This is a genomic window from Shouchella rhizosphaerae, assembly GCF_036700015.1.
In the GTDB taxonomy this organism is placed as follows: Bacteria; Bacillota; Bacilli; order Bacillales; family Bacillaceae_D; genus Shouchella; species Shouchella rhizosphaerae.
Map to the genome: position 1 here is coordinate 2,314,350 of NZ_CP144921.1, position 24,489 is coordinate 2,338,838.

Sequence of the window (24,489 nt, forward strand, 5' to 3'; positions counted from 1 at the left end):
TCTAACATTGGTACCTCGTCCTTTTTATAAGAGAAGAAAAAATCAGTTTTCTAAAAATCTATTTGGCAAAGCTACTTCGATACGCCGCCGGCGTTACGGACGTAAGCCTTTTAAATGTCCGATAGAAGTGTGGCATGCTGTTAAAGCCACATTGTTCCGCAATAAGGGCAATGTTTTCTTTTTGTTCTTGTAGCAAATTTTTCGCCATAATGATGCGCTTCGTTGTGATGTATTCTGTTACATTCATGCCGATAAGTTTTTTAAATACCCTGCTAAAGTGCGCCGGCGACACAGCTGCTATTTTCGCTAGGTTATTCAGTTCGAGCTCATTTTCTAAATTGAGCTCGATATAGTCAAGAACCTGATTGATCCACACTGGCCCAGCGTTATGATGCCCGACATGCTCGCTCTTGAGGCAGTTTCGGTTTAGAAACAAAAGAATTTGCTGCAACAAAAGGGCTAACATCTGCCTCTGGTCAATGCGCTTTTCTTTTTCCTCCTCCCAGAGCTGATCGATATACAATTCGAGCTGAGCCCGGTTTTTTGGCTCTAGCCGGTGCCTGTAATTTTTGAGTCCTTTGCCTTCCTCAAACAATCTTAGATAGGAGTGAGAATCCCAAAATACAGAGCGCTGCAATAAAACGGGGCTGAAAAAAATAGCCGTTGAGGTAATCAAATTTTCTGCTGTTGGGATGACGCGGTGGATCGTATTTCCAGGGATGGTGATAATATCTCCCTGCTCAGCTTGAAATAAATTCTGATCGATAAAAAAGGTTCCTTTCCCTTGGTAGACATAGACAATTTCGTACCAGTCGTGCAAATGGTCAGGAAGCTCGCGATTAGGCGTTTTCGTATCTTTATAAGCAATGAAAAAGGGGAAATCATTCTCTGAATCAAATGTTTTGCGGACAGGCTCCAATTTCAACACCTCTTTTCCAAACCTAAAATCTTAATCTTTTTATATTATATCAATAAAAGGTACATATTGAGCAGAATACGCAATATTTATAACTTATTTATGGTGATAAAATGAATCTTGGCAACAATGAAGGGTGGACAGAATGAGGAGGAAAACTGTGAGAAGCATCGTTTGCGAACGGCCAAATGTATTCAAGATGACAAATGAGAAAGCGCCTTCAATTAGGCCCGGTGAAGCGTTAGTTCGTATTAAACGAATTGGCATATGTGGGACTGATCTTCATGCTTATAAAGGAAACCAGCCCTTTTTTTCCTATCCTAGAGTACTAGGGCATGAGCTGTCTGGTGTCATTGAAGAGGTCGAACATAATCCTGAAGGGCTGCAAGCAGGAGATCGTGTAGCGATCATCCCTTATTTAAGCTGTGGAAATTGCCATGCTTGCCGAAACGGCAAAACGAACTGTTGTACGAAGGTGAATGTGCTGGGTGTTCATATCGATGGTGGTATGAGAGAGCTGGTTGCTGTTCCTACCAAACAATTAATGAAAACTACTAGTCTTTCCTATGATGAAGCAGCCCTCATTGAGCCTCTTGCTATTGGTGCCCACGCTGTAAATCGGGCGAAGCCAAGAAGAAATGAACAGGTTCTAGTGATTGGGGCAGGGCCCATCGGGTTGGGCGTGATGCTTTTTGCCAAGGAACAGGGTGCCCGTGTCATTGCTATGGATGTCAATGAAGAGAGACTTGAATTTTGCCAGCAATGGGCCAAAGTAGATGCAGTCGTCCATGCATTGGATAACCCTCTGTCCGAACTAAATGATCGACTGAATGACGAGTTGCCGACAATTGTTTTTGATGCGACGGGAAACAACGATTCCATGACAGAAGCTTTTAACTATGTTGCTCATGGGGGGAAATTGGTTTACGTAGGGCTTGTCAACGGAATGATTCAATTTGATGATCCAGAATTTCATAAAAGAGAAATGACATTAATGGCCAGCAGGAACGCGACCAAAGAGGATTTTAACTACGTTATACAGGTGTTGGAAACAGGCTCTATTCAACTGGATTTGTACATTACCCATCGCTGCAGCTTTAGGGAGATGGTTGAACAGTTTGATAGCTGGCTATTACCGGAATCAAAAGTGATAAAGGTGGTCGTAGAGCTCTAAGGGATGAGAAATTAGCTCGTCCCTTGCCTGAGTCTATCAACGATTTAAATTGGTACAGGTCAGAGTAACAGATTGTTATGGCAAAAATGAAAGCGTTATCAACAAAGGCGAGCAATAAGAAAAACTATACGTAAGGACTGAATGGAATGAAGAATGGGAAAACAATGTCCTCCCTCCTACTTCTTGTAATGGTAGCTTTGTTAACGGCATGCAGTACGGCTGATGCAGGCAATAGCCCAGACCAGGTTTACACCGTGAATATCGCTTACGGAAATCAGCCAGGTGAACCAGTAGACCAAATGGCGCGGAAGTGGAAGGAGCTTGCCGAAGAACGGAGCAACGGACGGTTGAATATACGGTTATATCCTAGCTCACAGCTAGGCTCTGAAGCAGACGTAGTTGAGCAGGCACTGTTTGGGAGCAATGTGATCATCTTTACAGGCTATGACTTCCTTATGAACTTTGTCCCTGATCTGGGAGTGATGACGGCTCCATATCTAGTAGACGACGTAGAGGATTTATTCTACTTGACGACAACCGATTGGTTTAAATCGCTCGAGGATGACTTGAGGCAGGAGGGTTTAGAGATTGTAACAACAAACACACTCTATGGTGAGCGCCATCTCATGACAACGAAAGAGGTTCTGACACCAGAGGATTTAAAAGGGCTAAAAATCCGGGTTCCAAACAACCAGATGTATATTCACACGTTCAGTGTGCTTGGCGCTTCACCGACACCGCTTCCTCTATCCGATATGTATGCTTCCTTGCAACAGGGCGTAATTGATGGGGCTGAGAATCCGCTGCCTGTCCTCTCTGGCTCAAAAACGCATGAAGTCGCGAAATTTCTAGCGTTAACGGGACATACGAAGATTATTAGCCCATGGGTGACTGGAAACGAGTTTATGGACTCTCTGCCAGCTGATTTGCGGGACATTTTACAGACAACGGGGGATGAAGCGGGAGAATTTGAAAAAACGATTGTGGCAGAGGAGGAGGAAAAGGTTCTCGAAGATTTTGCTTCACAAGGAATTAAGATAAATGAGATTGATGTTGAGCCGTTTAAAGAAAGAGCGCAGGAGATTTTTAACCGTATTCCTGAATGGAGCCCTGATCTACAGGAAACGATTCAAGAACTGCTGGATAACCGTGATTAGAAGGAATGAACAACTCCTTTGTCTCTGGTAGAAGCTGGATCGATGCTTAGAGGAAAGCCTACACTCACAACAACGTAGAGGTGATAAACATGAAGCGTTTTTTTCATCATTTGGATGATTATCTAGGAGTTCTTGCTTTATCAGGAATTATTGTTCTCATTAGCGCAAACGTATTTTTCCGCTTTGTCTTAAACAGTCCGATCACATGGACTGAGGAAGTCAGTTTGGCGTTGTTTATATGGCTTACGTTTATCGGTATTAGCTCTGGAATCAAGCACAATTCACACGTAGGGATCGATTATTTCGTCCGGAAAATGCCGGAAAAAATACGCCATTATGTTCAGGTGGCAAGGCTTGTCGTGATTTTGGCTGCCACTATCCTTGTGTTTGTCTACTGGGGGGCTGCGTTTGCCTTTCACGGTGTCGCCAAAGTAACCCCAGTGCTTGGGATCAGTTATACATTCATTAATTTGGCGGTGCCGATCGGTTCGTTGCTAGCCGTGTTTCATCTTCTTAACGTGTTTATTAAAAGAGACCGGGCTTATATACATCAAGAGAGAGGACTGGAGTAAGGATGGATTTAACGATCGCTTTAATCATCATGTTTGCTCTGATCATATTGAATATTCCTGTAGCCTACGCCATTATTGCCGGCTGCGCCTACTACTTTATCATGAATGATAGCTTCACCCATGAAATCTTAATCCAACGAATGATGAGTGGCGTAGAATCCTTTCCTCTCCTTGCGATCGTTTTCTTTATAACAGCAGGGATTCTGATGAACTATACCGGAATTACGGAAAGAATGCTTAACTTTGCCCAAGTCATGACTGGCCATATGACAGGTGGGCTAGCGAAAGTCAATGTATTGCTCAGTGTGCTGATGGGAGGTTTATCGGGGTCTAATATCGCGGATGCGGCCATGCAGTCCAAAGTACTTGTGCCGCAAATGACGAAGCGCAATTATCCGCCTGCTTTCTCGACTGTATTAACAGCGGCAACGTCTCTGATTACACCGATCATTCCACCAGGGATAGCCTTAATTATGTACGGTTATATCGGGAACGTGTCTATTGGCAACCTGTTTTTAGCTGGCATTGTACCGGGTTTAATGCTTAGTGTGATTTTCTTAATACTTGTTCATTTTATTGCTAAAAAGAGAGGCTTTGAAACAGAAAAAAAGCCAGCGGCTAAACCAAAAGAGATGCTCATTGCTTCTAAGGATGCAGCGTTTGCGATTTTGTTGCCGATTATCATTATTGGTGGAATTCGCTTTGGCGTGTTCAGCCCAACGGAGGCCGGAGCGATTGCCGTTATTTATGCTCTTATTTTAGGGTTTTTTATTTATCGCCAGATGAAGGGCAATCAGCTCGTTACCGCTTTAAAAGAATCGGTCAATTTAACGGCCACGATCATGATCATTATTGCGGCGGGAACGGCCTTCGGCTGGATTTTAACGCTGGAGCAGATTCCACAGCAACTAACTGGCACGGTAACCAATTTTATCGAGAGCCCTGCTCTGTTTTTATTAGTCATTATGGTCTTTTTACTCGTAGTAGGCATGTTTATTGAAGGCAACGTTTTACTTATTATACTAACACCTATCTTTATGCCTATGATTCAAACATTCGGTATAGATCCTGTGCATTTTGGGCTTTTCTTTATTCTTTGCCTTAGTGTTGGAACGATCACTCCTCCTATCGGGACGATTATGTTTACGACAACGGCAATTACTAAAGTGAAAATTGAAGATTTTATTAAAGAGGCATGGCCTTTTTATATTGTTTTAATCATTGCGATTTTGCTTGTTGCCTATTTCCCAGCAATTTCCCTATGGCTGCCTTCTCTGTTCTCCTAATTAAATAAGGATCGATGAAGCCATCCACTCTAACGGTATTCAGCGACAACTGGACACTGTGAGGTAGATTAAATCCGTGTTTAACAAATAAGGAGGTTTTGATTTTGTCTAACGCTTTTTTTCAAGTTCACCCGACAGACAATGTCATCGTCAGTTTAAAAGACTTGCAAAAAGATCAACGTATCCAGTTTAAAGAAGAGCATATTCCTTTATCCAGAGACGTTCCTTCTGGGCACAAAATTGCAATCAGAGACATCGCTGTAGGAGAAGACATCGTAAAATACGGATTCCCTATTGGCAAAGCAAGCAAGCCAATTCAAAAAGGCGATTGGGTACACACCGATAATGTTGTAACGAAGCTATCAGGAACGCTCGAATATCAGTATCAACATAAATCACAGCCGTTTCGTGTTCGGGAATCCGCAACCACTTTTGATGGGTACTGGCGCAAAAACGGGGAAGCGGGCATTCGTAATGAAATATGGATTATCAATACCGTGGGCTGTATTAATAAAACAGCAGAGATTCTCGCGAAAATGGGAAATGAGGCATTTCAAGAGGAAGGGATCGATGGCATCTATCATTTTCCTCATCCCCTAGGCTGCTCCCAACTAGGCGATGATTTGCATAACACTCAAAAAATATTAGGAAGACTCGTAGAGCATCCTAACGCTGCAGCGGTTCTCGTATTAGGTCTAGGGTGTGAAAACAACTTTATAGAATCTTTTAAACAGGTTCTATCGGAAATTGATAAAGAACGAGTAAAGTTTCTCGCGGTCCAAGATGTCGAGGACGAACTTGAGGAAGGACTGGATTTACTCGGGAGTCTGGTCAGCTATGCAAAAACATTTAAAAAAGAGCCTATTCCTCTATCAAAGTTAAAAGTTGGTTTAAAATGCGGAGGATCTGACGGATTTTCAGGAATTACAGCGAATCCGATGGTCGGAGCGTTTTCCGATATGCTTATCTCCGCAGGAGGGACAACGATTTTGACGGAAGTGCCTGAAATGTTTGGCGCAGAGACGATTCTGATGGAGCGGGTTACGGATAAAAAGGTATTTAACGATTTAGTCGATGTGGTAAATGGTTTCAAAGAGTATTTCCTTAAGTACAACCAGCCGGTCTACGAAAATCCATCTCCAGGCAATAAAAAAGGAGGCATTACAACACTGGAGGAAAAGTCACTTGGTTGTGTCCAAAAAGGTGGATTTGCCCCTGTCGTCGACGTCCTCCCTTATGGTTCTAAGGTTACAAAGCAGGGGCTGAACATCGTACAAGGGCCAGGAAACGACTTAGTATCTGTCACAAACCTTGCTGCAGCTGGTGCCCATATCGTGCTGTTCACAACAGGAAGGGGAACCCCGTTTGGCGGGCCTGTGCCAACGGTTAAAATCTCAACCAATACGGCTCTATTTGAAAAGAAGAAGAACTGGATTGATTATAACGCCGGACAGCTCATTCAAGGCAGCAGCATGGACGATGTCAAAGAGGACTTTTTCACCTATTTGCTTCAGGTCGCTTCGGGAGAAAAGAAGACAAAAAATGAGCAGTACGGTTTTAAAGAGATCGCTATTTTTAAGGATGGCGTGACCCTTTAACGCTCATCAAATAAAAAGGGGACCTCTAAATGGAACAATTATCAAAAAAATTCATAGCTCACAATCAAGCTCAAAAGCAGCTCCTACAGGACGCAAACGAAGCTTGCAACGCGCATTTGCCAGAGCGTATCATCCAGTTTGGCGAGGGGAATTTTTTGCGAGGCTTTGTCGATTGGATGATTCATACGTTGAATAAAAAGGGCTTGTTTAATGGCTCGATTGTAGCGATACAGCCGACTCCACACGGTAAAGTGGTGCCTAAATTAAACGCACAGGACGGGTTGTATACGTTGGCGCAGCGGGGAATGTTGAATGGAACAGAGGTAGATGAAAGGGAGATTGTGACGTCGATCAGCAGGGGGATTAACCCTTACACAGATTGGCAAAAGGTTCTTGAGGTAGCAGAAAACATAGACGTTCGTTTTATGTTCTCCAACACCACTGAAGCTGGATTGACGTATTTGCAAGAGGAGTACGACAAGGAGCGTTCTCCCCTGTCTTTTCCAGGAAAAGTGGCCGCTTATCTCTATCACCGCTTTCAAACGTTCCAAGGTGCGAAGGAAGCGGGCATGATCCTATTTCCTTGTGAGCTATTGGACAACAACGGGCAACTGCTAAAGGAAATTGTTATTAGGCTGGCAACGGAATGGGACTTCCCTCAATCCTTTATAGACTGGGTCGACCAGCATAACCAGTTCTGCAATACGCTTGTAGACCGTATTGTCACAGGCTTTCCTAGGGAAGGGATTAAGCAGTTTAATCAAGAGCTAGGCTATGAGGATACTCTTTTAACCACCTGTGAACCGTTTCATTTATTCGCGATCGAAGCCAAACCGGAAATAGCGGCACAGTTGCCTTTCGAGAAGGCTGGATTAAACGTCCATTGGAAGCCTGTAGCTCCATTTCGAGAGCTGAAGGTGCGAATTCTTAATGGCGCCCACACCATGATGTTTGCGGCGGCGTATCTATCTGGCCTGGATACCGTTAAGGAAGCAATGGAGGATGAGGAACTCCAGCAATTTATCCGAACAGGCGTTTACGAAGAAATTTTGCCTTTGCTTCATATCAATGAAGAGGAAAAGATCCGCTTTGCAGACGCTACATTCGAAAGGTTTAGCAATCCGTTTAATCAGCACAAGCTATTAGACATTTCATTGAACTCCATCTTTAAATGGAAAACTAGGATACTGCCTTCTTTTCTCGAAGCGGTAAGGAAAAACAATGCGCTTCCAGCAGCTTTAACCTTTTCACTAGCCGCTTTATACGTCTTTTATCGTCCTGATCATGTGAAGGACCATGTATGGTTTGGCAAACGCGGGGATACTGTGTATCCGATTAGAGAGAATGAAAAAACGCTTCGTTCCATTCAAATTCTGTCCGATGATAATGGAGAGGATTTGCAGCGTACAATTCATGCATTTCTTAGCAATCAGCAGCTTTGGGAGACCGATTTAACCGCTGTCCCACAATTGAAGGAAGCCGTTACGTTCCATGTGCAGAATATAGGAGAACATGGGATGAAAGCTGCATTACGATCATTCATGGAAAATAGAGTTTAAGTAGTAAGTAAAACCGTCCCTTTCTCCAGTTTGGTTAGAGAGGGGCGGTTTTATTATGCCCGCTGTATCGATTGTCTTATGTGGTTCCTTTTTTCATCCACTAAATCATGCTCTTCTGCTTGAGTGCGTCTAAATTGACCAGTGGCAAAATTTATTAGAAGAATGGATGAAATTACTAGAAGGGAAGCTGAAACAACCATGATAAAATAAACATGGAGATAAATCGATTTATAGGTTATTCTTATCATCTCCTTTTATGACAGCGCTTACTTCCTAACCATTTAGGAAATAGGATAGCCTAGCAGGAGAAGGCGAGCCCAACTATAGTGAGAATTAGGAGGTGGTCGCATTGAAGAAACGGCATGCCAGACTGCTCCAATTATTAAAAGAAAAGGAGGGGCGTTTTTTGTCAGGCCGGGAGCTAGGCGAACAGCTAGGCGTAAGCGACCGGACGATTCGCAATGACATTCGCATTTTGAATGAAGACTATTTAATCAATGCAGAAATTGTTTCCAACAACCGCCTTGGATATAAATTGAGAGGGACATTAACGCAGTTTAACAAGCGCTCTCATTTAGATTTAGATTACCATAAACGGGCTTTTCAGCTTGTCAAAGAATTGCTTGATGCAAATGGATGGATGAGCTATGACAAGTTTGCGGAAAGCCATTTCGTCTCGCCGCAAACGATCCATAGTGATGTGATGAGGATGTCGGAATGGCTGAAGCAGTATGACCGAAAAGCCATGTTTGACACAAAGCCTTTTTGTGGAATTCGCTTGCTTGGGAACGAGCAAGATAAACGGATGTTGTTGACAAGTTTGTTCAACAATGAATTTGCTGCAAAGCAAGAAGCAATTTCACAAATGACAACGGCCTTTTCAGGATGGCATACGCCGCAAAGCATTGCCGATATAGGCAAAAAGTTAAGCGATGTTTTAGGTGCAAATAGCATCTATGTGTCGGCCAGTGTCTGGGCAAAGTTATTGGCTGTAGTACTTGTCGCTGTGCACCGCGGAAAAACGCATGAATTAAGCACAAACAAGAGCGCGCAAGCAGGAGCAAACTGGAAACTGGCTGAACAAATAGCGAATGCGATTGGTTGGCCATGTTGCCCCGATGGGGAACTTGCTTATCTTGCTTCTAATTGCATCGCCTTCAAGTTGCTTCCGATCCAAAAAAACGGCAACACAGCCGCTTCTGAACGGCTACAGGCGGCCTGCTTAGCAGGGTTGTCGTTACTCGAGAAGCAGTACGGCGTCGATTTAATAGGCGACCAAAAGCTGCTAAGGCATTTAACGTTGCATTTGCAAAATATGTTGTCCGTATTACAAGACCAATATGAAATCGAAGCTCCATCGTTATCGATGATTAAAGCCCAATACATTCATGCGTTTCAGATGGCGGTTGTCTTTGCTGAGGAACTAGGAGAAAAGTTGTCTATTTCCGTTCCTGAAGCGGAAGTAAGCTACTTAGCCCTTCATTTGCAGGCGGCAATTGACCGAATGGAACGAAAGCCAATCCGTGTTCCTTTAATTAGCACAAAAAGTTTGGCTATGACCACACTAATGAAACAAAAAGTGGAACAAGCGTATCCGCAAGTGTCGATTCAGGAAATTTATATTCCTTATGCTCCTTCTGCAGTGCCCCGCGATGCCGCGTTTGTACTGACAACGTCCAAGGAGCTCAAGACACAGCATAAGACATTGTATATTGAAGGCGATTTCATCACAAAAGAAGATATTGCCCGCATTAAGGAATGCTTAACTTACGGGATTTTGCAGGCACGTGTTACCGAAGATTGCTTTTTCCGTTTAAATGGGCAGACAAAAGAAGAGCTGCTGCGCTTGCTTGTAAAAAAGGCAGGAGCCGAAGTGTACTTGCCATCGATTGAATCGAGGGAGCAATTGTCTGCTACAGACATTGGCAACCGCATGGCTGTGCCCCATCCGCTTATTTCAATCGATGCCCCGGAAACAAAAATTTTTGTTGGCATGAACAGCCGTGCCGTCCAATGGGGGGAGCGGACAGTCCAAATGGTGTTCTTGCTGTTGGTGAGTGAACGGGACACCGTGTTGTACGAATCAATCTTTCGCGAAATTTATCAACTTAGTAAAACGGCACGTCTTCAAGACATGAAGTCGTACCAAGGATTTCGGAATAGTTTGTCATTATAACCTTAACTTGGAGGAAACTATATGCTTATCACGATGAAAGAATTGCTTAAAGTCGCATATGAACAAAAATTTGCAGTCGGCTCCTACAATGTTTCTAATAGCGAATTGCTATCCGCCATTATTGAGACGGCAGAGGAAGAAAAATCGCCAGCAATTTTACAAATCCATCCTAATGAGTTGGCGCTTATAGGCAATGAGTTTATCGCTTACGCCAGAGAAGCAGCACACCGTGCTCGCGTGCCAATCGTGATCCACCTCGACCATGGGGCGACATTGGCTGATATTGCCCAGGCGATCCAAAATGGCTATACATCGGTGATGATGGATGCATCCCATTTGCCGTTTGAAGAAAATATTGCCTTGACGAAACAAGCGGTTGAAATAGCCCACTCAGTCGGTGTTTCCGTAGAAGCCGAGCTAGGAACAATCGGCAACAATGACGGCAGCTCTGAAGGAGGCGCAGACCAAATTCTTTACACTGAACCAGATGAAGCACGGGAATTTGTTGAACGTACTGGCTGCGACACACTTGCCGTCGCGATTGGCACATCTCATGGATTCTATCCAAAGCATATGAAGCCAAAAATCCAACTGGACCGGCTGGAGAAAATCAATGAGTCAGTAGGCATCCCATTAGTCCTCCATGGCGGCTCGGATAACCCAGATGAGGACATCCGCCAATCGACACAATTAGGGGTAGCAAAAATCAACCTCTCTAGCGATATGAAACGCGCCTTTTTCAACCAGTTGCGCCAAACGCTTCAAGAGAAACCACACGATTTTGAACCGGACGTGTTAATGCCTGAAGCCCGAGAAGCGGCGAAAGCAGTGTTGCGCAAAAAAATGGCGCTTTTCGGTTCAACAGGCAAAGCACCGTTGTACAAGCTCAGTGAGTGAAAGGGGAAATAGGCCAATGAAGCTAGCGGAGTTATTGCATAAAGATGTGATCAAGCTTGATTTAAGCGCGACCTCGAAAGAAGACGCGATTAAAGAATTAATTGATTTGCTTGATGAGAATGGGGCCATCGAATCAAAAGAAGGCTTTGAAAAAGATGTATATGAGCGGGAAGCTCAAGGCATGACGGGGATTGGCGGCGGGGTCGCCATTCCCCATGGCAAGTCGGATGCTGTTCGCCACACAGCGATTGCCATCGGCCGGACGAAACAGCCAATTGGTTGGGAAACGTTAGACGGAAAACCGGTTCAGGCGATTATCTTGTTTGCGGTACGCAAAGAAGATGAGGGCAATCTTCATTTAAAGCTTCTGGCCAAAGTAGCTGGTGCGCTTGCCCGCGATGAAGTGTGTGCCGCATTGCTTGAATCGAACTCAAAAGACGACATTATACAGGCATTTGATGAACAGGAGGGAGAATCATGAAAATTGTTGGTGTTGCGGCTTGTACGGCAGGAATTGCCCATACATTTTTAGCGAAAGAAAAGCTTGTAAAAGCGGCACAAGAAGCAGGGCACGAAGTTAAGATTGAAACACAAGGGACGATCGGCACGGAAGATGAGTTGACAGCAAACGAGATCAAGGAAGCGGACGTCGTCATCATTGCAGCAGACATTAGCATATCGGGGCGCGATCGTTTCAAAGAGAAAAAAGTCATCCGCATCCCGACACATATTGCCATCAAATCGCCAAAGCAGCTCATCAAGAAAATCGAAGCTGAATTGAACGCAAACGTGTAAAGGGGAGAAGCAGCATGAAATCAATCGGCTTGACGATTAAAAAACATCTGTTGACTGGTATTTCCTATATGATCCCACTGATTGTTGCGGCCGGCTTGTGCATTGCTTTAGGGCAAATCTTCGGAGGAGCCGATGTCGCCAACCATGAAGGAACGATCCCCTTTTACTTGAACCAAATTGGCGGTTGGGGCATGACGCTCGTCGTTCCCCTTTTTACAGCAGCGATTGCCATGTCGATTGCCGATCGCCCCGCTTTCGCCCCTGGCCTCGTCATTGGCTTTATTGCCAATGAAATCCAGGCCGGTTTTATCGGCGGCATACTCGGCGGCTTTTTAGTAGGTTATGTCGTGTTGGCAATCAAAAAGTATGTGAAAGTGCCAAAGAGCATGATTGGTCTGATGCCTGTCATGATTATTCCTTTAATTGCAACCGCTTTCTCTGGTTTGCTCATGTTGACAATCATTGGCCAGCCCATTGCCAGCATGCAAAACTCACTGCTAGGTCTGTTGCAATCAATGGAAGGTGGTTCGCGCTTCTTTATGGGGACGATCCTCGGCGCAATGTCCAGTTTTGACTTCGGTGGCCCTGTCAACAAAACGGCCTCGTTATTTGCCGATGGGCTGCTTGTAGAAGGCATTTATGAACCAGAAGCAGTAAAATTCATTGGCTCCATGGTGCCTGTCTTCGGTATTGCTCTATCTTTCCTATTTACAAGATACAAATATACAAAAGCAGAAAAAGAAACATTAAAAGCAGCCGTGCCAATGGGCATTTGCATGATTACCGAAGGGGTTATCCCAATTGCTGCGCGGGACTTGATCCGCGTTGTCGCTTCGTGCTCATTTGGCTCAGCAATTGCCGGCGGGCTTTCGATGGTATGGGGAGTCGGAAGCACTGTGCCACATGGCGGTTTGTTTGTGGTACCACTGATGATTGAACCTTGGTACTTTGTGTTAGCGCTTGCCATCGGCAGCCTCATTACCGGTACGATGTTGTCATTGTGGAAACCGGCAGTCAAACAAGAGGAAGAGGCAATGGAACAAGAACCTGAAGAGGAGGAAGTCGACCTTGACGACTTCAGCTTGACGAAGGGGTTGTAAGTAGTGGATATGGAAACGGCAAAGCAAAAAACACGAGAAGCCCTTGAAGAACAAGGGTTTCTCTTAACGGACCAAGAAGCGGACACTATTGAAGTTGCTGACTTTGGGCTAGGGCGCCTTGAGCAAAGCGGTTTGCAACTGTTCACTTATGTAAACAGCCCGCGCTACTGTGCCAAGGAATTGGTGCTGTTCCCGAACCAAACGTGCCCAGAACATAAACACCCACCTCGGCCAGACGGCACCCCTGGAAAAGAAGAAACATTCCGCTGCCGCTTTGGCTGTGTCCATCTATTTGTTGAAGGGGAGGCAACGGACGATCCAAGTGTCGACCCGCCCGCTGAGGATGCTGCTTACTACACAGCCGCTCAAGAAATCGTGCTTTTGCCAGGCGAGCAATATACGATTCCGCCAAACACGCGCCACTGGTTTCAAGCAGGGCCCCAAGGGGCGATTATCAGTGAATTTTCATCCCACAGCGACGACGCCAGTGACATCTTTACCGATCCGCGCATTACACGATAACGTGAACGGCCAACAGCTCTAAGTTGCTTATGTAAGCACACGCCCCCTTTAAGCAGCGTTTATACTGCCTGAAGGGGATTTTAAGGTAGGCGGAAGGCTATTGGTTGAGGCAGGGCTTTAAGCAAGCTCCATGCTAGAGTTGCAAAACACGAGCGTTGAGTGCCAAGGAGTAGCAGTCCGCTTTGAAAAAGAAAAAAGATGGTGGCAAAATATTGAATTTTCAACTCGCTTCATGTACCCTTTTCTTAACGAGTAGAATGGGAAAGGGGTTTCTCCATGTATAGACTTTTGGCAATACCCATGCTTGCACTTGTTTTAGTGGGCTGCGCTGAGGCAAAAGACACGCCACAACCAACAAACACCTCACAACCAACAAACACCCCACAAACAACAGACACGCCTCAGCTGCTACGGGAAACGATACTGAACCCACATGTCATTCATCTTGATCCTAAAGATATTCCTGATACAAATGGATTGGAGTATGTTGAGGCCGAATCTCATTCGTCTTATGTTGACCCTGATACAGGGCATACGATCCATTTAGAAAGGGATGGGTGAATTTAAAACCCCCATGCATTCAACACTGTCGCAATCGCTTCTTCCAATTCATCTTCAGGAATACTTCCAAAGCCAAGTACAATTTGAGGCGGGTGGATTGCGCGTTCAAGGGAGTAAGCAGACAGTGGATACACTTTTGCCTTGGCGGCTAATGCTTTCTCAACCAGTGTCTGTTCATCCATTCCATTTTTTACGACGAGAACGATATGGAGGCCGGAACGTTCACCGATTATCAATAGCTTGTCTTCATATCGTTTCAACAGGCTCAGAACTTTTTCCAACTTGCGGCGGTAAATTTTCCGCATCCGGTTTAAGTGTTTTTCAAAGTCCCCTTGTTTCATAAAGGCCGTCAGCACTTGCTGGTCAATGCGCGATACCGTTGAGTGGTAGTAAGAAAACTTGTTTTTATATAAGTGGGCAAGTGGTGCCGGCAGTACCATATAACTGATGCGGACAGACGGGATCAATGATTTTGAAAAGGCGCCTAAATAAATGACTTTGTTATGGACGTCCATGCTTTGCAAGGATGGAATGGTTTTTCCTGTATAGCGGAATTCACTATCGTAATCGTCTTCAATAATATAGCGGTTTTCGTGTGCTTCCGCCCAATGAAGCAATTGTTTGCGCCGATTGATCGATAAGACAGAACCGTAAGGAAAGTGGCGCGATGGCGTTGTGTAAACGACATCTACCGCTGTGCGGACGATGCTGTCAACATCAATGCCTTCTTCATCTACTTGAAAAGGGACGTAATCGTTTGGATAATGGGATAGCAATTTCCGCATTAGTTGGTAGCCTGGGTCTTCAATCCCGTAGACTTTACTTTCGCCAAGGAGCAAGAACAGCTGTTGCAACAACGTTTCCACCCCAGCGCCGACTACCACCTGTTCTGGTGTGCAATTGACGCCACGTGAATGATGCAAGTAATAGGCAATTTCGCGCCGAAATGAAGCCTCGCCTTGATGATCTCCATTCAGCAATAAACGGTGATTTTCCTTACACATCGTTTGTTTGAAATACTTGCGCCATTGCTCAAATGGAAAGCTGGTTGTGTCAATATGGGTCGGGTGGAAATTGTAGCGAATCGTGTCTTGTTTTGTTGCTAACGCATCTCCAGGTGCTTGTGGAGCCCGAATGTATTCTAAGTCTTCATAGGCTTGTACATAAAATCCCTTTCTTGGAATCACTTCGACATACCCTTCTGCCACTAACTGCTCGTAAGCTGCCTCAACCGTGTTTTGGCTTAATTTTAAAGAGTCGGCTAGTTTGCGTTTAGAGGGAAGTTTCGTGCCATAGCCAATGCGGCCTTCCGTAATTTCCGTTTTGATGTGTGCGTACAATTGTTCATATAAGGGCGTTGGCAAATCTCGATTTAATTCGCACCACAGCAGCTCCATGTTAGACCGCTCCTTTTTCTGACCTCATCATTTTCTTAAAAACTGACACTTACAATGTGGTCAGTTGTTTTCTATACTAGTCAGCAAATCCAAAAAAAGCAACGATAAAGGAGTGGGACAAATGGAAAAAGTAGTAGGAACAGACCGGGTGAAACAAGGAATGGCGCAAATGCAAAAAGGCGGCGTTATCATGGATGTGATTAATGCCGAACAAGCCAAAATCGCTGAAGAAGCGGGTGCTGTGGCGGTCATGGCATTGGAACGGGTGCCTTCTGATATTCGTGCAGCTGGCGGTGTGGCGAGAATGGCAGACCCAACTGTGACAGAAGAAGTGTTAAACGCTGTTTCGATTCCAGTCATGGCAAAAGCACGCATTGGCCACATCGTTGAAGCGAAAGTTCTGGAAGCGATGGGTGTCGATTATATTGATGAAAGCGAAGTGCTAACACCGGCTGATGAAGTCTATCATTTAAACAAACGTGATTTTACAGTGCCGTTTGTCTGCGGAGCCCGCGATCTCGGCGAAGCAGCGCGCCGGATTGGCGAAGGCGCTTCAATGATTCGCACAAAAGGAGAGCCAGGAACGGGCAATATTGTTGAAGCAGTCCGCCATATGCGGAAAATGCAGGCGCAAATCAAACAAGTAGCCCATATGTCGACAGATGAGTTGATGACGGAAGCCAAGCAATTAGGCGCCCCATATGAATTATTGCTGCACATTAAGGAAACGGGCCAATTGCCTGTCGTCAATTTTGCCGCAGGGGGCATCGCCACGCCAGCAGATGCCGCTCTTATGATGCATCTAGGCGCTGACGGCGTTTTTGTTGGATCGGGCATCTTTAAATCAGACAATCCTGAAAAATTTGCTCGGGCAATTGTGGAAGCGACAACCCATTACACAGATTATGAACGGATTGCCGAGCTTTCGAAAAACCTTGGTTCCGCTATGAAAGGAATTGACGTGGCGACATTGGCGCCGGCAGAACGGATGCAGGACCGTGGGTGGTAAGTCTATGAAAATTGGCGTATTAGCCTTACAAGGCGCGGTTAGTGAACATATCCGTTTATTAACGAACAGTGGCGCAGAAGCAATCGAAATAAAGCGTGCAGACCAGCTAGCAGAAGTCGATGGGCTTATTTTGCCAGGTGGTGAGTCGACGGCAATGCGTAGGTTGATTGACAAGTATCAACTTTTTAAGCCGTTGCGAGAATTTGGCGAATCAGGAAAGCCGATATTAGGAACATGTGCTGGACTGATATTGATGGCAAAGACTCTTTCGGGTGAGCAAGATGGGCACTTAGGTTTTATCGACATGGTTGTTGAGCGCAATGCGTTTGGGCGGCAACGGGATAGTTTTGAAGCAACGCTTGATGTGAAAGGGGTAGCCGAAAAACTGACTGCTGTTTTCATTCGCGCGCCGCTTGTTAAAGAAGTCGGACCAGATGTAGACATTTTGAGCGAATACAACGGAGAAATCGTTGCCGTCAAGCAAGGCTCTTTCCTTGCATGTTCGTTCCATCCTGAATTGACGGATGACGCCCGCTTGCATCAAGCGTTTATAAAGATGGTAGCAGAGCGCTCTGTGTTGGAAGCTCATTAAAAAAGGCAACGGCTTCTGCGCAAGTTATACAGAAAAAACCGGACAATTTCCGTCCGGTTTTTTTCCATTCTCCCTACAATTACAAACGGTGTTTCTTCATTTTATTGTATAACGTTGCCAAGGAAATGTTTAATCGTTTTGCTGCCTGCTTTTTGCCTTCTAAATGATTGTCACAATTGGCAAGTACGTTTGTAATAAGCTGCCGTTCTGCTTCCTCCAGGCCTGCTTTTAATGACGTAGGAGGAGTAAACGACATTGGCGTGGACCTTTGCCATTGGTCCGTTGCCAAATGCGGCGGCAGGTGGCTTGGGTGCAAAACGGGTTCATCCATCATGCAAAGGGCAAATTGAAGCGCGTTTTTTAGTTCACGCACATTCCCAGGCCAATGATAGTGCTTAAGCCTTTCCAATGCTTCGTCGCTAATGTTTACTTGCCCCACTGCCTTCGCGTCAGATTGGCTGGCAAGCAGCGTTTTGGCAAGCAAAGGGATATCTTCTTTTCGCTCACGCAACGGTGGAATGTGAAGTTGGAACACACATAAACGATAATAGAGGTCTTCGCGAAACAAACCTTTGCTCACTAAGTCCGCCAAGTTTTGGTTAGTCGCAGCAATTATACGGGTACAAACGCGTTTTTCCTTTAAAGCACCCAGCCTCCGTATCGTTCCTTCTTGTAAGACGCGTAGCAGTTTGCTTTGCAAGGAAAGGGGCAGTTCGCCGATTTCATCGAGGAACAACGTACCGTTGTCAGCCAACTCAAACAAGCCAAGTTTGCCATTTTTCTGGGCACCTGTAAAAGCCCCCGTTTCATAGCCAAACAATTCACTTTCGAGCAAGTCTGTTGGAATCGCTGCACAGTTTATTGGTACAAACGGCTGTGAGGCATTTTTCCCTCCTCTATGAATGGCCTGCGCAAAAAGCTCTTTCCCTGTTCCGCTCTCTCCTGTAATCAAGACTGGAAAAGGAGCGGTTGCTGCTTTGCGGGCAATCGCTGTTACCTCTTTTAACCCTTGATTATATCCAATGATCGATTCAAAATGATGGGCCGCTTGAAAACTGGCTTCTACTTTTTGCTGCAACCATTGAATTTGTTGTTTTTGCTGTTCAATTGTCTTTGTCAAATCCAGCACTTCTTGTTTGCCTTTACAGATTGAAACGGCTCCTACCACTTGGTCGCCATCAAAAATAGGCGCCATATCGACTAAGTATTCTCGGCCATTGACTTTTCTATAAACGCCGACACGTACGCTTTTGTCTTTTAGCGTGGAAACAAGTTGTGCTTCTGGCCTGACTTCTAGAAGGGGTTTGCCGATAATGTCCTGTGCACAAACGCCTGTGATGCGTGTATATTCGTTATTAATTTTCTTGACAATCCCTTGCTTGTCAATGACAAGAATGCCGTCTTGAATGGCATCAAGAATGGCATGTCCATTCACTTGGAAGCCCCCTTTTTAAGCGTTTTCATTATCATATCAGCCTTTGCGATAAACGGCCAATTTTGTTCTTAATTATTAGAATGTATTTCTTTGTTTTTAGAAATGGCGCCTTGTAGCCTAGGAAGTTTGCGTATTAACAGTTGGCACAATGATTGCATTCAAATAGGCATAGCAAAGATGGCAGAAAGTAGGGAGAGTATGAAATCGATACGTATTGGCACTGGCGCTGGCTATGGCGGCGACCGAATTGATGCAGCAGTGGATTTAGTGAAGCACGGGGATTTAGATTATCTTGTTTTGGAAGGGCTTGCTGAGCGGACAACGGCGCTTGCTCACTTAGAAAAAGCGGTAGACCGTGAAAAAGGCTATGGCCAGTTTTTAGAAGAACGCATGGCAGCTTTATTGCCGTTATGCCAAGACAAAGGGGTAACGGTCATTACAAATTTAGGGGCAGCTAATCCGGAAAGTGCTGCAAAGAAAACGGCAGAAATTGCTTCTTCTCTCGGTCTTTCAAAGCTGAGAGTCGCCACGGTCATTGGTGCGGATGTGCTTGAACAAGCAAAACAAGCCGACCCGCCTTTATGGGAAACGGGCGCCCCTCTTTCCACATTCGGTGATGATGTTATTTCCGCTGACGCTTATTTAGGAGTTGACGCGATTTTGCCTGCTTTGGTGCAAGGAGCCGATGTGATCCTAACTGGCCGTGTTGCAGATCCTTCATTATTTTTGGCGCCGATGGTTTATGAGTTTGGCTGGGAGCTTTCAGATTGGCATTTGCTTGGTGCAGGAACAGTACTTGCCCACTTGCTTGAGTGCGGCGCCCAAGTAAGTGGTGGTTATTTTGCTGATGGCTGCAATAAGCGTGTGCCGGAGTTGCACCGGCTCGGAATGCCATTTGCTGATGTTTTTGCTGATGGGACTGGCATCATTTCGAAAACGCCAGGAAGCGGGGGAACGGTGACGCTCCAAACATGCAAAGAGCAATTATTGTATGAAGTAATGGACCCAACTGCCTATATGACGCCCGATGTTACCGCCGATTTTTCATCTGTATGGTTTAAGGAAGTTGCTGACAACCGGATTGCAGTGAACGGGGGAAACGGTCGTGAGCGGCCCGCTCAACTAAAAGCGACAATTGGCGTGAACCAAGGCTACATTGGTGAAGGCATGATTGCCTATGGAGGCTACGGTGCAGCTGAACGGGCCCGTCTCGCCGCTGAAATCGTATTGGCCCGATTGACAAGTGCAGGGTTTAACCAGCAAGAGGTTAAACATGAATTGCTTGGGGTGAATGGGCTTTTTCAGAATAAGCCGTCCGCCCGCCCATATGAAGTCCTTCTCCGTGTAGCTGCTAGAGCGAAGGACCGCCGGCAAGCTGAACGTGTTGGGGAAGAAGTGGAAGCCTTGTGGCTAAATGGCCCAGGGGGTCCAGGCGGAGTTCGATCACAGGCAAAACGTGTCGTTTCTGCCTATTCAGCATCGATTCCACGAACCATGGTGAAGACAAAAGTGTTCGTAACGGAGGTAATAGCATGACTACACCTTTATATAAAATTGCCCATGCTCGGGCAGGCGACAAAGGCGAACAGACAACGGTCAGCCTGTTTCTGTACGATGAACGATTTTACGAAAACGTAAGTCAACAAATAACGGCAGCGGCGGTCAAGCAACATTTTCGCCGACTAGCCTCTGGCAGTGTTGACCGTTATGAGCTTCCTCAATTGGCCGCACTCCATTTTGTCATCCATGGCACTCGTCCAGGTGGCGTAGCGGCCGCCCTTGATTTTGATGCACATGGTAAATCGCTCTCTTGGTATCTCCTTGAAATGGAAGTTTGGTTATAAACGAGCGGGTATCGTCTATGCTCGTTTAGTATTTTATACAATTGAAAGCGCTTAAATAAGGAGGGATTTCATGCTAGCATTATTTGGTTTTCTTACGATCGCGGTGTTTCTCTATTCCATCGTTTCGAAGCGGCTGTCAGTTATCGTTGCACTTGTGTTGATTCCAATTGTTTTTGGCATCATTGCCGGGTTTGGCCTTGAGCTCGGCGAGCACATGCTCGAGGGCATTCAACTTGTCGCCCCGACTGGCGTTATGTTAGGTTTTGCGATCTTGTTTTTCGGCGTTATGAACAATGCGGGCATGTTTGATCCGATTCTTGCCCGGATTTTAAAAGCAGTAAAAGGCGACCCATTAAAAGTAGTAGTTGGCACACTATTGTTTGCGATGGTTGCTCATCTTGACGGTTCAGGGGCATCAACGTTCTTAATCGTGATCCCAGCTTTGTTGCCTCTTTATGATCGACTCGGCATGAGCAGGATCGTCTTGGCAGGAATCGTTGGCCTTGGAGCTGGCCTCATGAATATTATGCCGTGGGGAGGTCCGACTGCCCGCGCCGGCAGCGCGCTTGGCATTGATCCTGGTGAAATATTTATCCCACTATTGCCTTCGATGGCGGTAGGATTTCTTTGGCTTTTATTTGTCGCGTACTGGATTGGAAAAAAAGAGCGACAACGCATTGGTGTCCAATCGATTGAATATTCAATGAGCAGTGGCCAAACAGAAGAACAAATGAACATGAAACGCCCCAAGTTGTTTATTCCCAACTTGTTGTTGACCGCCTTGACGTTAACAACATTGGTGATGCAATGGTTGCCACTGCCTGTTGTCTTTATTATTGCCTTTGTGCTTGCGTTGCTAATGAATTACCCGAATCCAAAAGAACAAATGCAACAAATCCAGCTGCAGGCGTCAGGAATGGTGCCGGTGTTATCGATTATTTTTGCAGCGGGAATTTTTACTGGCATCCTGACAGGCACAGGGATGATCGAGGCAATGGCGGTAGCACTAGTCGACCTTGTACCTGAACAACTTGGTCGTTCGCTGCCAATCGTCGTTGCCGTTGCGAGCATGCCCCTCAGCCTTGTCTTTAATCCTGATGCCTATTATTACGGGGTCATGCCGATTCTTGCCCAATCGGCAGAAATGTATGGCGTGCCTGGAATTGAAATTGCTCAAGCGTCCGTACTTGGGCAAATGACAGTCGGCTTTCCCCTTAGTCCGCTGACGGCATCAACGTTTTTATTGATTGGCCTCGCGCAAGTAGAACTAGGCGACCATCAACGGTTTATGTTCAAGTGGGCCTTTTTAACGACACTATGGATGGCGCTATTTGCTTTGCTTACTGGCGTGTTGTCTGGCTGGTGATAAAGCTAAAACGGGTTATTGCCGCTAAACGAAAGAAGAATGATCGGTTCGAGGTTTTCGATTAATAGGCTACGTTTAAACGGTTCCTCGTGCCGACGGGAAATAAGCATCCTGATATGAGATAAGCAATATTCATCCCTGTCACTTTTTAACCGATACAAAAAGGGGGAGGGATGTTCATGAAAAGATTTAGGAATAGAATCTTAGTTAAATTAACTGCTTTGCTTGTAGCATGTGTGCTAATGACAAGTTTAGCAATTGGCACTACTACGTATACGTTAGCGAAAAATCAACTGATTGACGCGGGCATGCTTGATATGAAACATACTGTCGATGCAGCGCTGCCTCTATTAACAGCCATACAAGAGGATATCGAGAATGGCACAATATCGCTAGAAGAAGGGCAGGAACGGGCACGTTTGCTGATTTCTGGACCTAAAACAGAAAACGGATATGAGCATTCCAAATCGCTGTTTTCTTATAAATCAGACGGATATATGGTAGCGTATACAGAAGATTACGCAACCCAACTTCACCCTACTAATGAGATCGGTGAAATTCCGGAAGACACGACAAATCGGGAACAATTTGTCGAAAGTGCTAGAAAGGAAAATGTAGAAGATCGGTTTACGTTTTATAATCGTGTTGAAGACGGTGTACAAGTAAAAAAAATCAGCTACATGACATACTTCGAACCTTGGGGCTGGCATATTGGCATGACGGCAACTGAAAGCGAATTTTATAGCGACATTCAAGAGCTTGGTTATTATATAACGGCATTAACAGCTATCGTCTCCATTGCAGCATTGCTTGCCGCTTATTGGCTTATCCGCAAAAGAGTGCAAACGCTGGAAACAGTGGCGACTGCGGCAGCTGCAATTGCTGACGGCGACATTTCCTACTCGAACTTGCCAGAGTCCAACGACGAGATTGGCCGGTTAGGTCGGTCATTCAATACAATGACGACCCAATTGAAAAAATTGGTTGCTGATTTGCAGCAATCTGGCATCAATGTCCTCGATCGGGCCTCGGACTTGTCAGCAGTAGCAGAAGAGACATCAGCAACGGCCCAAGAGATGCTTTTAGCTGTTAATGAAATCGGGTCAGGAACGCAAGATCAAGCCATCCAACTGGAAAAAGCCAATGAGCAAGTCGGGGAATTGAACCAGTCGATTCAATCAATCAACGAGCAAAAGCAAAAAGTGGTGGAAACATCCGTTGAGTCTTCCATTGCTTCTGCAAAAGGAAGAGAAATGGTTTCCCACTTGGAACAGTCCCATTCCAATTCCCACCAAGCGTCAGAAGATATCAGCATCGGCATTACTAAATTATATGGAAAAATCCAAGACATTTCGCGAGTAACGCAAGTGATTAATGGCATCGCCGAGCAGACGAATCTTTTAGCTTTAAACGCAAGCATTGAAGCAGCCCAGGCAGGAGAACATGGCAATGGCTTTGCCGTCGTTGCTGGAGAAGTACGCAAGCTTGCGAAACAGGCGAATACGCGTACAGCTGAAATAAAAGAGGTCATCTCTGGAATTGAACACGAGATGGAGCAAATCATCATGCTAATCGGACAAACGGGCAACTACTCAGATGAATTAAAAGAAGCAGTCAAACAAACAGCAGAAGTATTCACAGGGATCGAAGCTTCTATTCAAAAGACAAGCGGCGCCATTTATATTATCGAAAATGAAATGGAAAATATTACAGGTCAAGCAAAAACGATGACTTTCTCGGTGGAACAAGCGTTAAGTGTAGCAGAAGAGACAGCCGCATCCGTTGAAGAAATCACAGCCTCCTTTGATGAACAAGGAACGGCCTTAGAAACGATCGCCACCGCCGCAGAAAAATTAACAGCTCTAAACCAGCAAATGAATGACGATTTAGCTTATTATAAAACAGAATAATATACATTGACAGACAGCTATTTCACCAGTATAGTAAGATTACTTGAAAGAGGAGGGGTTTAAACGATGCGCAGCCAGATTGGATTTGTTTTGGACACGTAATTTCATAGTTCAAGGCTCTGCATGCTGCAGAGTAAACGGAATCCGTCTGTCTGTCCAAGTTTATAACTTTTCTACGGGGCTTGTAAAAAGAACTTGAAGAAAGGCGGATACGTCTGCCTTTCTTTTTTTAGGGCGTCTTCCCAATAGTAAAGCCGTTTACGTTAAGCTGCAGAACAGGCATTCTGCAGTTTTTTTGTATGGTTAGGGCCGTAAGGGTTAATGGAGTCGGCCTTCTAGACAGATTCTGTACTTGTGTGCCCCAACATTTCATTAGTATACGGTGTTTCCCTTCCTATAATTAGGTAGAAGGAAAAACACGCTCCTCATGGAGAACATATTAGAGTCAAACTTTTGGCTGTCTGTCCATCAATAACTAAAGCTAGCTTGCTAAGCAGCAAGTTGAGGAAAAAGGGGAGATGGCAAAGAGCTCTTAGGTTAAAAGGAAAAGGACGGTTCATATGAAAAGCAAGGAGCGTTTTCCTCCAATGCTTGAGGATGTTAACCGTTTAATGGAAGGATTT

Annotated in this window: 22 protein-coding genes; 19 read left to right on the plus strand and 3 right to left on the minus strand. The window is 45.3% G+C overall.

The window, feature by feature from the left end:
• Positions 1-58 precede the first annotated feature (58 nt).
• The gene (locus V5G21_RS11520; protein WP_035205390.1) at positions 59-919 is read right to left on the minus strand and encodes an AraC family transcriptional regulator; all 861 of its coding nucleotides are present in this window, start codon (positions 917-919) and stop codon (positions 59-61) included.
• A 157-nt stretch (positions 920-1,076) separates the two neighbouring features.
• On the opposite strand from V5G21_RS11520, the gene V5G21_RS11525 reads away from it, so the two are divergent.
• The 13 genes from V5G21_RS11525 to V5G21_RS11585 all read left to right on the plus strand — a co-directional run bounded on the left by V5G21_RS11525 (position 1,077) and on the right by V5G21_RS11585 (position 14,313).
• Positions 1,077-2,090: a zinc-binding alcohol dehydrogenase family protein gene (locus tag V5G21_RS11525; protein ID WP_035205387.1), complete on the plus strand. Its 1,014-nt coding sequence runs from the start codon at positions 1,077-1,079 to the stop codon at positions 2,088-2,090.
• A gap of 146 nt (positions 2,091-2,236) precedes the next feature.
• Positions 2,237-3,247 (plus strand): C4-dicarboxylate TRAP transporter substrate-binding protein, encoded by a 1,011-nt coding sequence (locus V5G21_RS11530; protein WP_011245300.1) that lies wholly within the window; start codon positions 2,237-2,239, stop codon positions 3,245-3,247.
• Positions 3,248-3,336: 89 nt separating this feature from the next.
• Complete coding sequence (locus tag V5G21_RS11535; RefSeq protein ID WP_035205386.1) at positions 3,337-3,819, plus strand: TRAP transporter small permease; 483 nt, start codon at positions 3,337-3,339, stop codon at positions 3,817-3,819.
• A gap of 2 nt (positions 3,820-3,821) precedes the next feature.
• On the plus strand, positions 3,822-5,105 hold the full coding sequence (locus V5G21_RS11540) for a TRAP transporter large permease (RefSeq protein ID WP_011245302.1): 1,284 nt from the start codon (positions 3,822-3,824) through the stop codon (positions 5,103-5,105).
• 104 nt (positions 5,106-5,209) lie between these two features.
• Positions 5,210-6,703, plus strand: coding sequence for a UxaA family hydrolase (locus V5G21_RS11545; protein ID WP_035205384.1), 1,494 nt, complete (start codon positions 5,210-5,212; stop codon positions 6,701-6,703).
• A 29-nt stretch (positions 6,704-6,732) separates the two neighbouring features.
• Positions 6,733-8,262, plus strand: a complete 1,530-nt coding sequence (locus tag V5G21_RS11550; RefSeq protein WP_035205383.1) for a tagaturonate reductase — start codon at positions 6,733-6,735, stop codon at positions 8,260-8,262.
• Positions 8,263-8,611: 349 nt separating this feature from the next.
• On the plus strand, positions 8,612-10,438 hold the full coding sequence (locus tag V5G21_RS11555; RefSeq protein ID WP_035205380.1) for a BglG family transcription antiterminator: 1,827 nt from the start codon (positions 8,612-8,614) through the stop codon (positions 10,436-10,438).
• A gap of 21 nt (positions 10,439-10,459) precedes the next feature.
• Positions 10,460-11,335: a ketose-bisphosphate aldolase gene (locus tag V5G21_RS11560; RefSeq protein WP_011245306.1), complete on the plus strand. Its 876-nt coding sequence runs from the start codon at positions 10,460-10,462 to the stop codon at positions 11,333-11,335.
• Positions 11,336-11,351: 16 nt separating this feature from the next.
• The gene (locus tag V5G21_RS11565) at positions 11,352-11,816 is read left to right on the plus strand and encodes a PTS sugar transporter subunit IIA (protein ID WP_011245307.1); all 465 of its coding nucleotides are present in this window, start codon (positions 11,352-11,354) and stop codon (positions 11,814-11,816) included.
• Positions 11,813-12,130, plus strand: a complete 318-nt coding sequence (locus V5G21_RS11570) for a PTS fructose transporter subunit IIB (RefSeq protein ID WP_011245308.1) — start codon at positions 11,813-11,815, stop codon at positions 12,128-12,130. Before V5G21_RS11565 ends, V5G21_RS11570 begins: the two co-directional genes overlap by 4 nt.
• Positions 12,131-12,144: 14 nt before the next feature.
• A complete protein-coding gene (locus V5G21_RS11575) occupies positions 12,145-13,230 on the plus strand; it encodes a PTS fructose transporter subunit IIC (protein WP_011245309.1) in 1,086 nt (361 codons plus the stop codon).
• A 9-nt stretch (positions 13,231-13,239) separates the two neighbouring features.
• On the plus strand, positions 13,240-13,752 hold the full coding sequence (locus V5G21_RS11580) for a D-lyxose/D-mannose family sugar isomerase (protein WP_035205619.1): 513 nt from the start codon (positions 13,240-13,242) through the stop codon (positions 13,750-13,752).
• Positions 13,753-14,028: 276 nt separating this feature from the next.
• Positions 14,029-14,313 (plus strand): hypothetical protein, encoded by a 285-nt coding sequence (locus V5G21_RS11585; RefSeq protein WP_035205377.1) that lies wholly within the window; start codon positions 14,029-14,031, stop codon positions 14,311-14,313.
• A 2-nt stretch (positions 14,314-14,315) separates the two neighbouring features.
• Here V5G21_RS11585 and V5G21_RS11590 read toward each other — a convergent pair whose 3' ends face one another.
• Complete coding sequence (locus V5G21_RS11590) at positions 14,316-15,710, minus strand: PLP-dependent aminotransferase family protein (protein ID WP_035205374.1); 1,395 nt, start codon at positions 15,708-15,710, stop codon at positions 14,316-14,318.
• A 121-nt stretch (positions 15,711-15,831) separates the two neighbouring features.
• On the opposite strand from V5G21_RS11590, the gene pdxS reads away from it, so the two are divergent.
• Together pdxS and pdxT are read left to right on the plus strand one after the other, a co-directional pair.
• On the plus strand, positions 15,832-16,719 hold the full coding sequence (gene pdxS / locus V5G21_RS11595) for a pyridoxal 5'-phosphate synthase lyase subunit PdxS (protein ID WP_011245312.1): 888 nt from the start codon (positions 15,832-15,834) through the stop codon (positions 16,717-16,719).
• 4 nt (positions 16,720-16,723) lie between these two features.
• Complete coding sequence (pdxT, locus tag V5G21_RS11600) at positions 16,724-17,311, plus strand: pyridoxal 5'-phosphate synthase glutaminase subunit PdxT (protein ID WP_011245313.1); 588 nt, start codon at positions 16,724-16,726, stop codon at positions 17,309-17,311.
• A 79-nt stretch (positions 17,312-17,390) separates the two neighbouring features.
• On the opposite strand, the gene V5G21_RS11605 is transcribed toward pdxT, so the two are convergent.
• On the minus strand, positions 17,391-18,746 hold the full coding sequence (locus tag V5G21_RS11605) for a sigma-54 interaction domain-containing protein (protein ID WP_011245314.1): 1,356 nt from the start codon (positions 18,744-18,746) through the stop codon (positions 17,391-17,393).
• A 198-nt stretch (positions 18,747-18,944) separates the two neighbouring features.
• Between V5G21_RS11605 and V5G21_RS11610 the strand changes: the two genes are divergently transcribed.
• From V5G21_RS11610 to V5G21_RS11625, 4 genes are all read left to right on the plus strand, one after another.
• Complete coding sequence (locus V5G21_RS11610; protein WP_338464752.1) at positions 18,945-20,282, plus strand: acyclic terpene utilization AtuA family protein; 1,338 nt, start codon at positions 18,945-18,947, stop codon at positions 20,280-20,282.
• Entirely contained in the window at positions 20,279-20,590 is a 312-nt protein-coding gene (locus tag V5G21_RS11615; protein ID WP_338464753.1) for an AtuA-related protein, read from the plus strand. The genes V5G21_RS11610 and V5G21_RS11615 overlap by 4 nt, the downstream gene beginning before the upstream one ends.
• Before the next feature lie 70 nt (positions 20,591-20,660).
• Positions 20,661-21,956, plus strand: a complete 1,296-nt coding sequence (locus V5G21_RS11620) for a CitMHS family transporter (protein ID WP_095316698.1) — start codon at positions 20,661-20,663, stop codon at positions 21,954-21,956.
• A 179-nt stretch (positions 21,957-22,135) separates the two neighbouring features.
• Entirely contained in the window at positions 22,136-23,866 is a 1,731-nt protein-coding gene (locus tag V5G21_RS11625; RefSeq protein ID WP_050748928.1) for a methyl-accepting chemotaxis protein, read from the plus strand.
• Positions 23,867-24,489 lie beyond the last annotated feature (623 nt).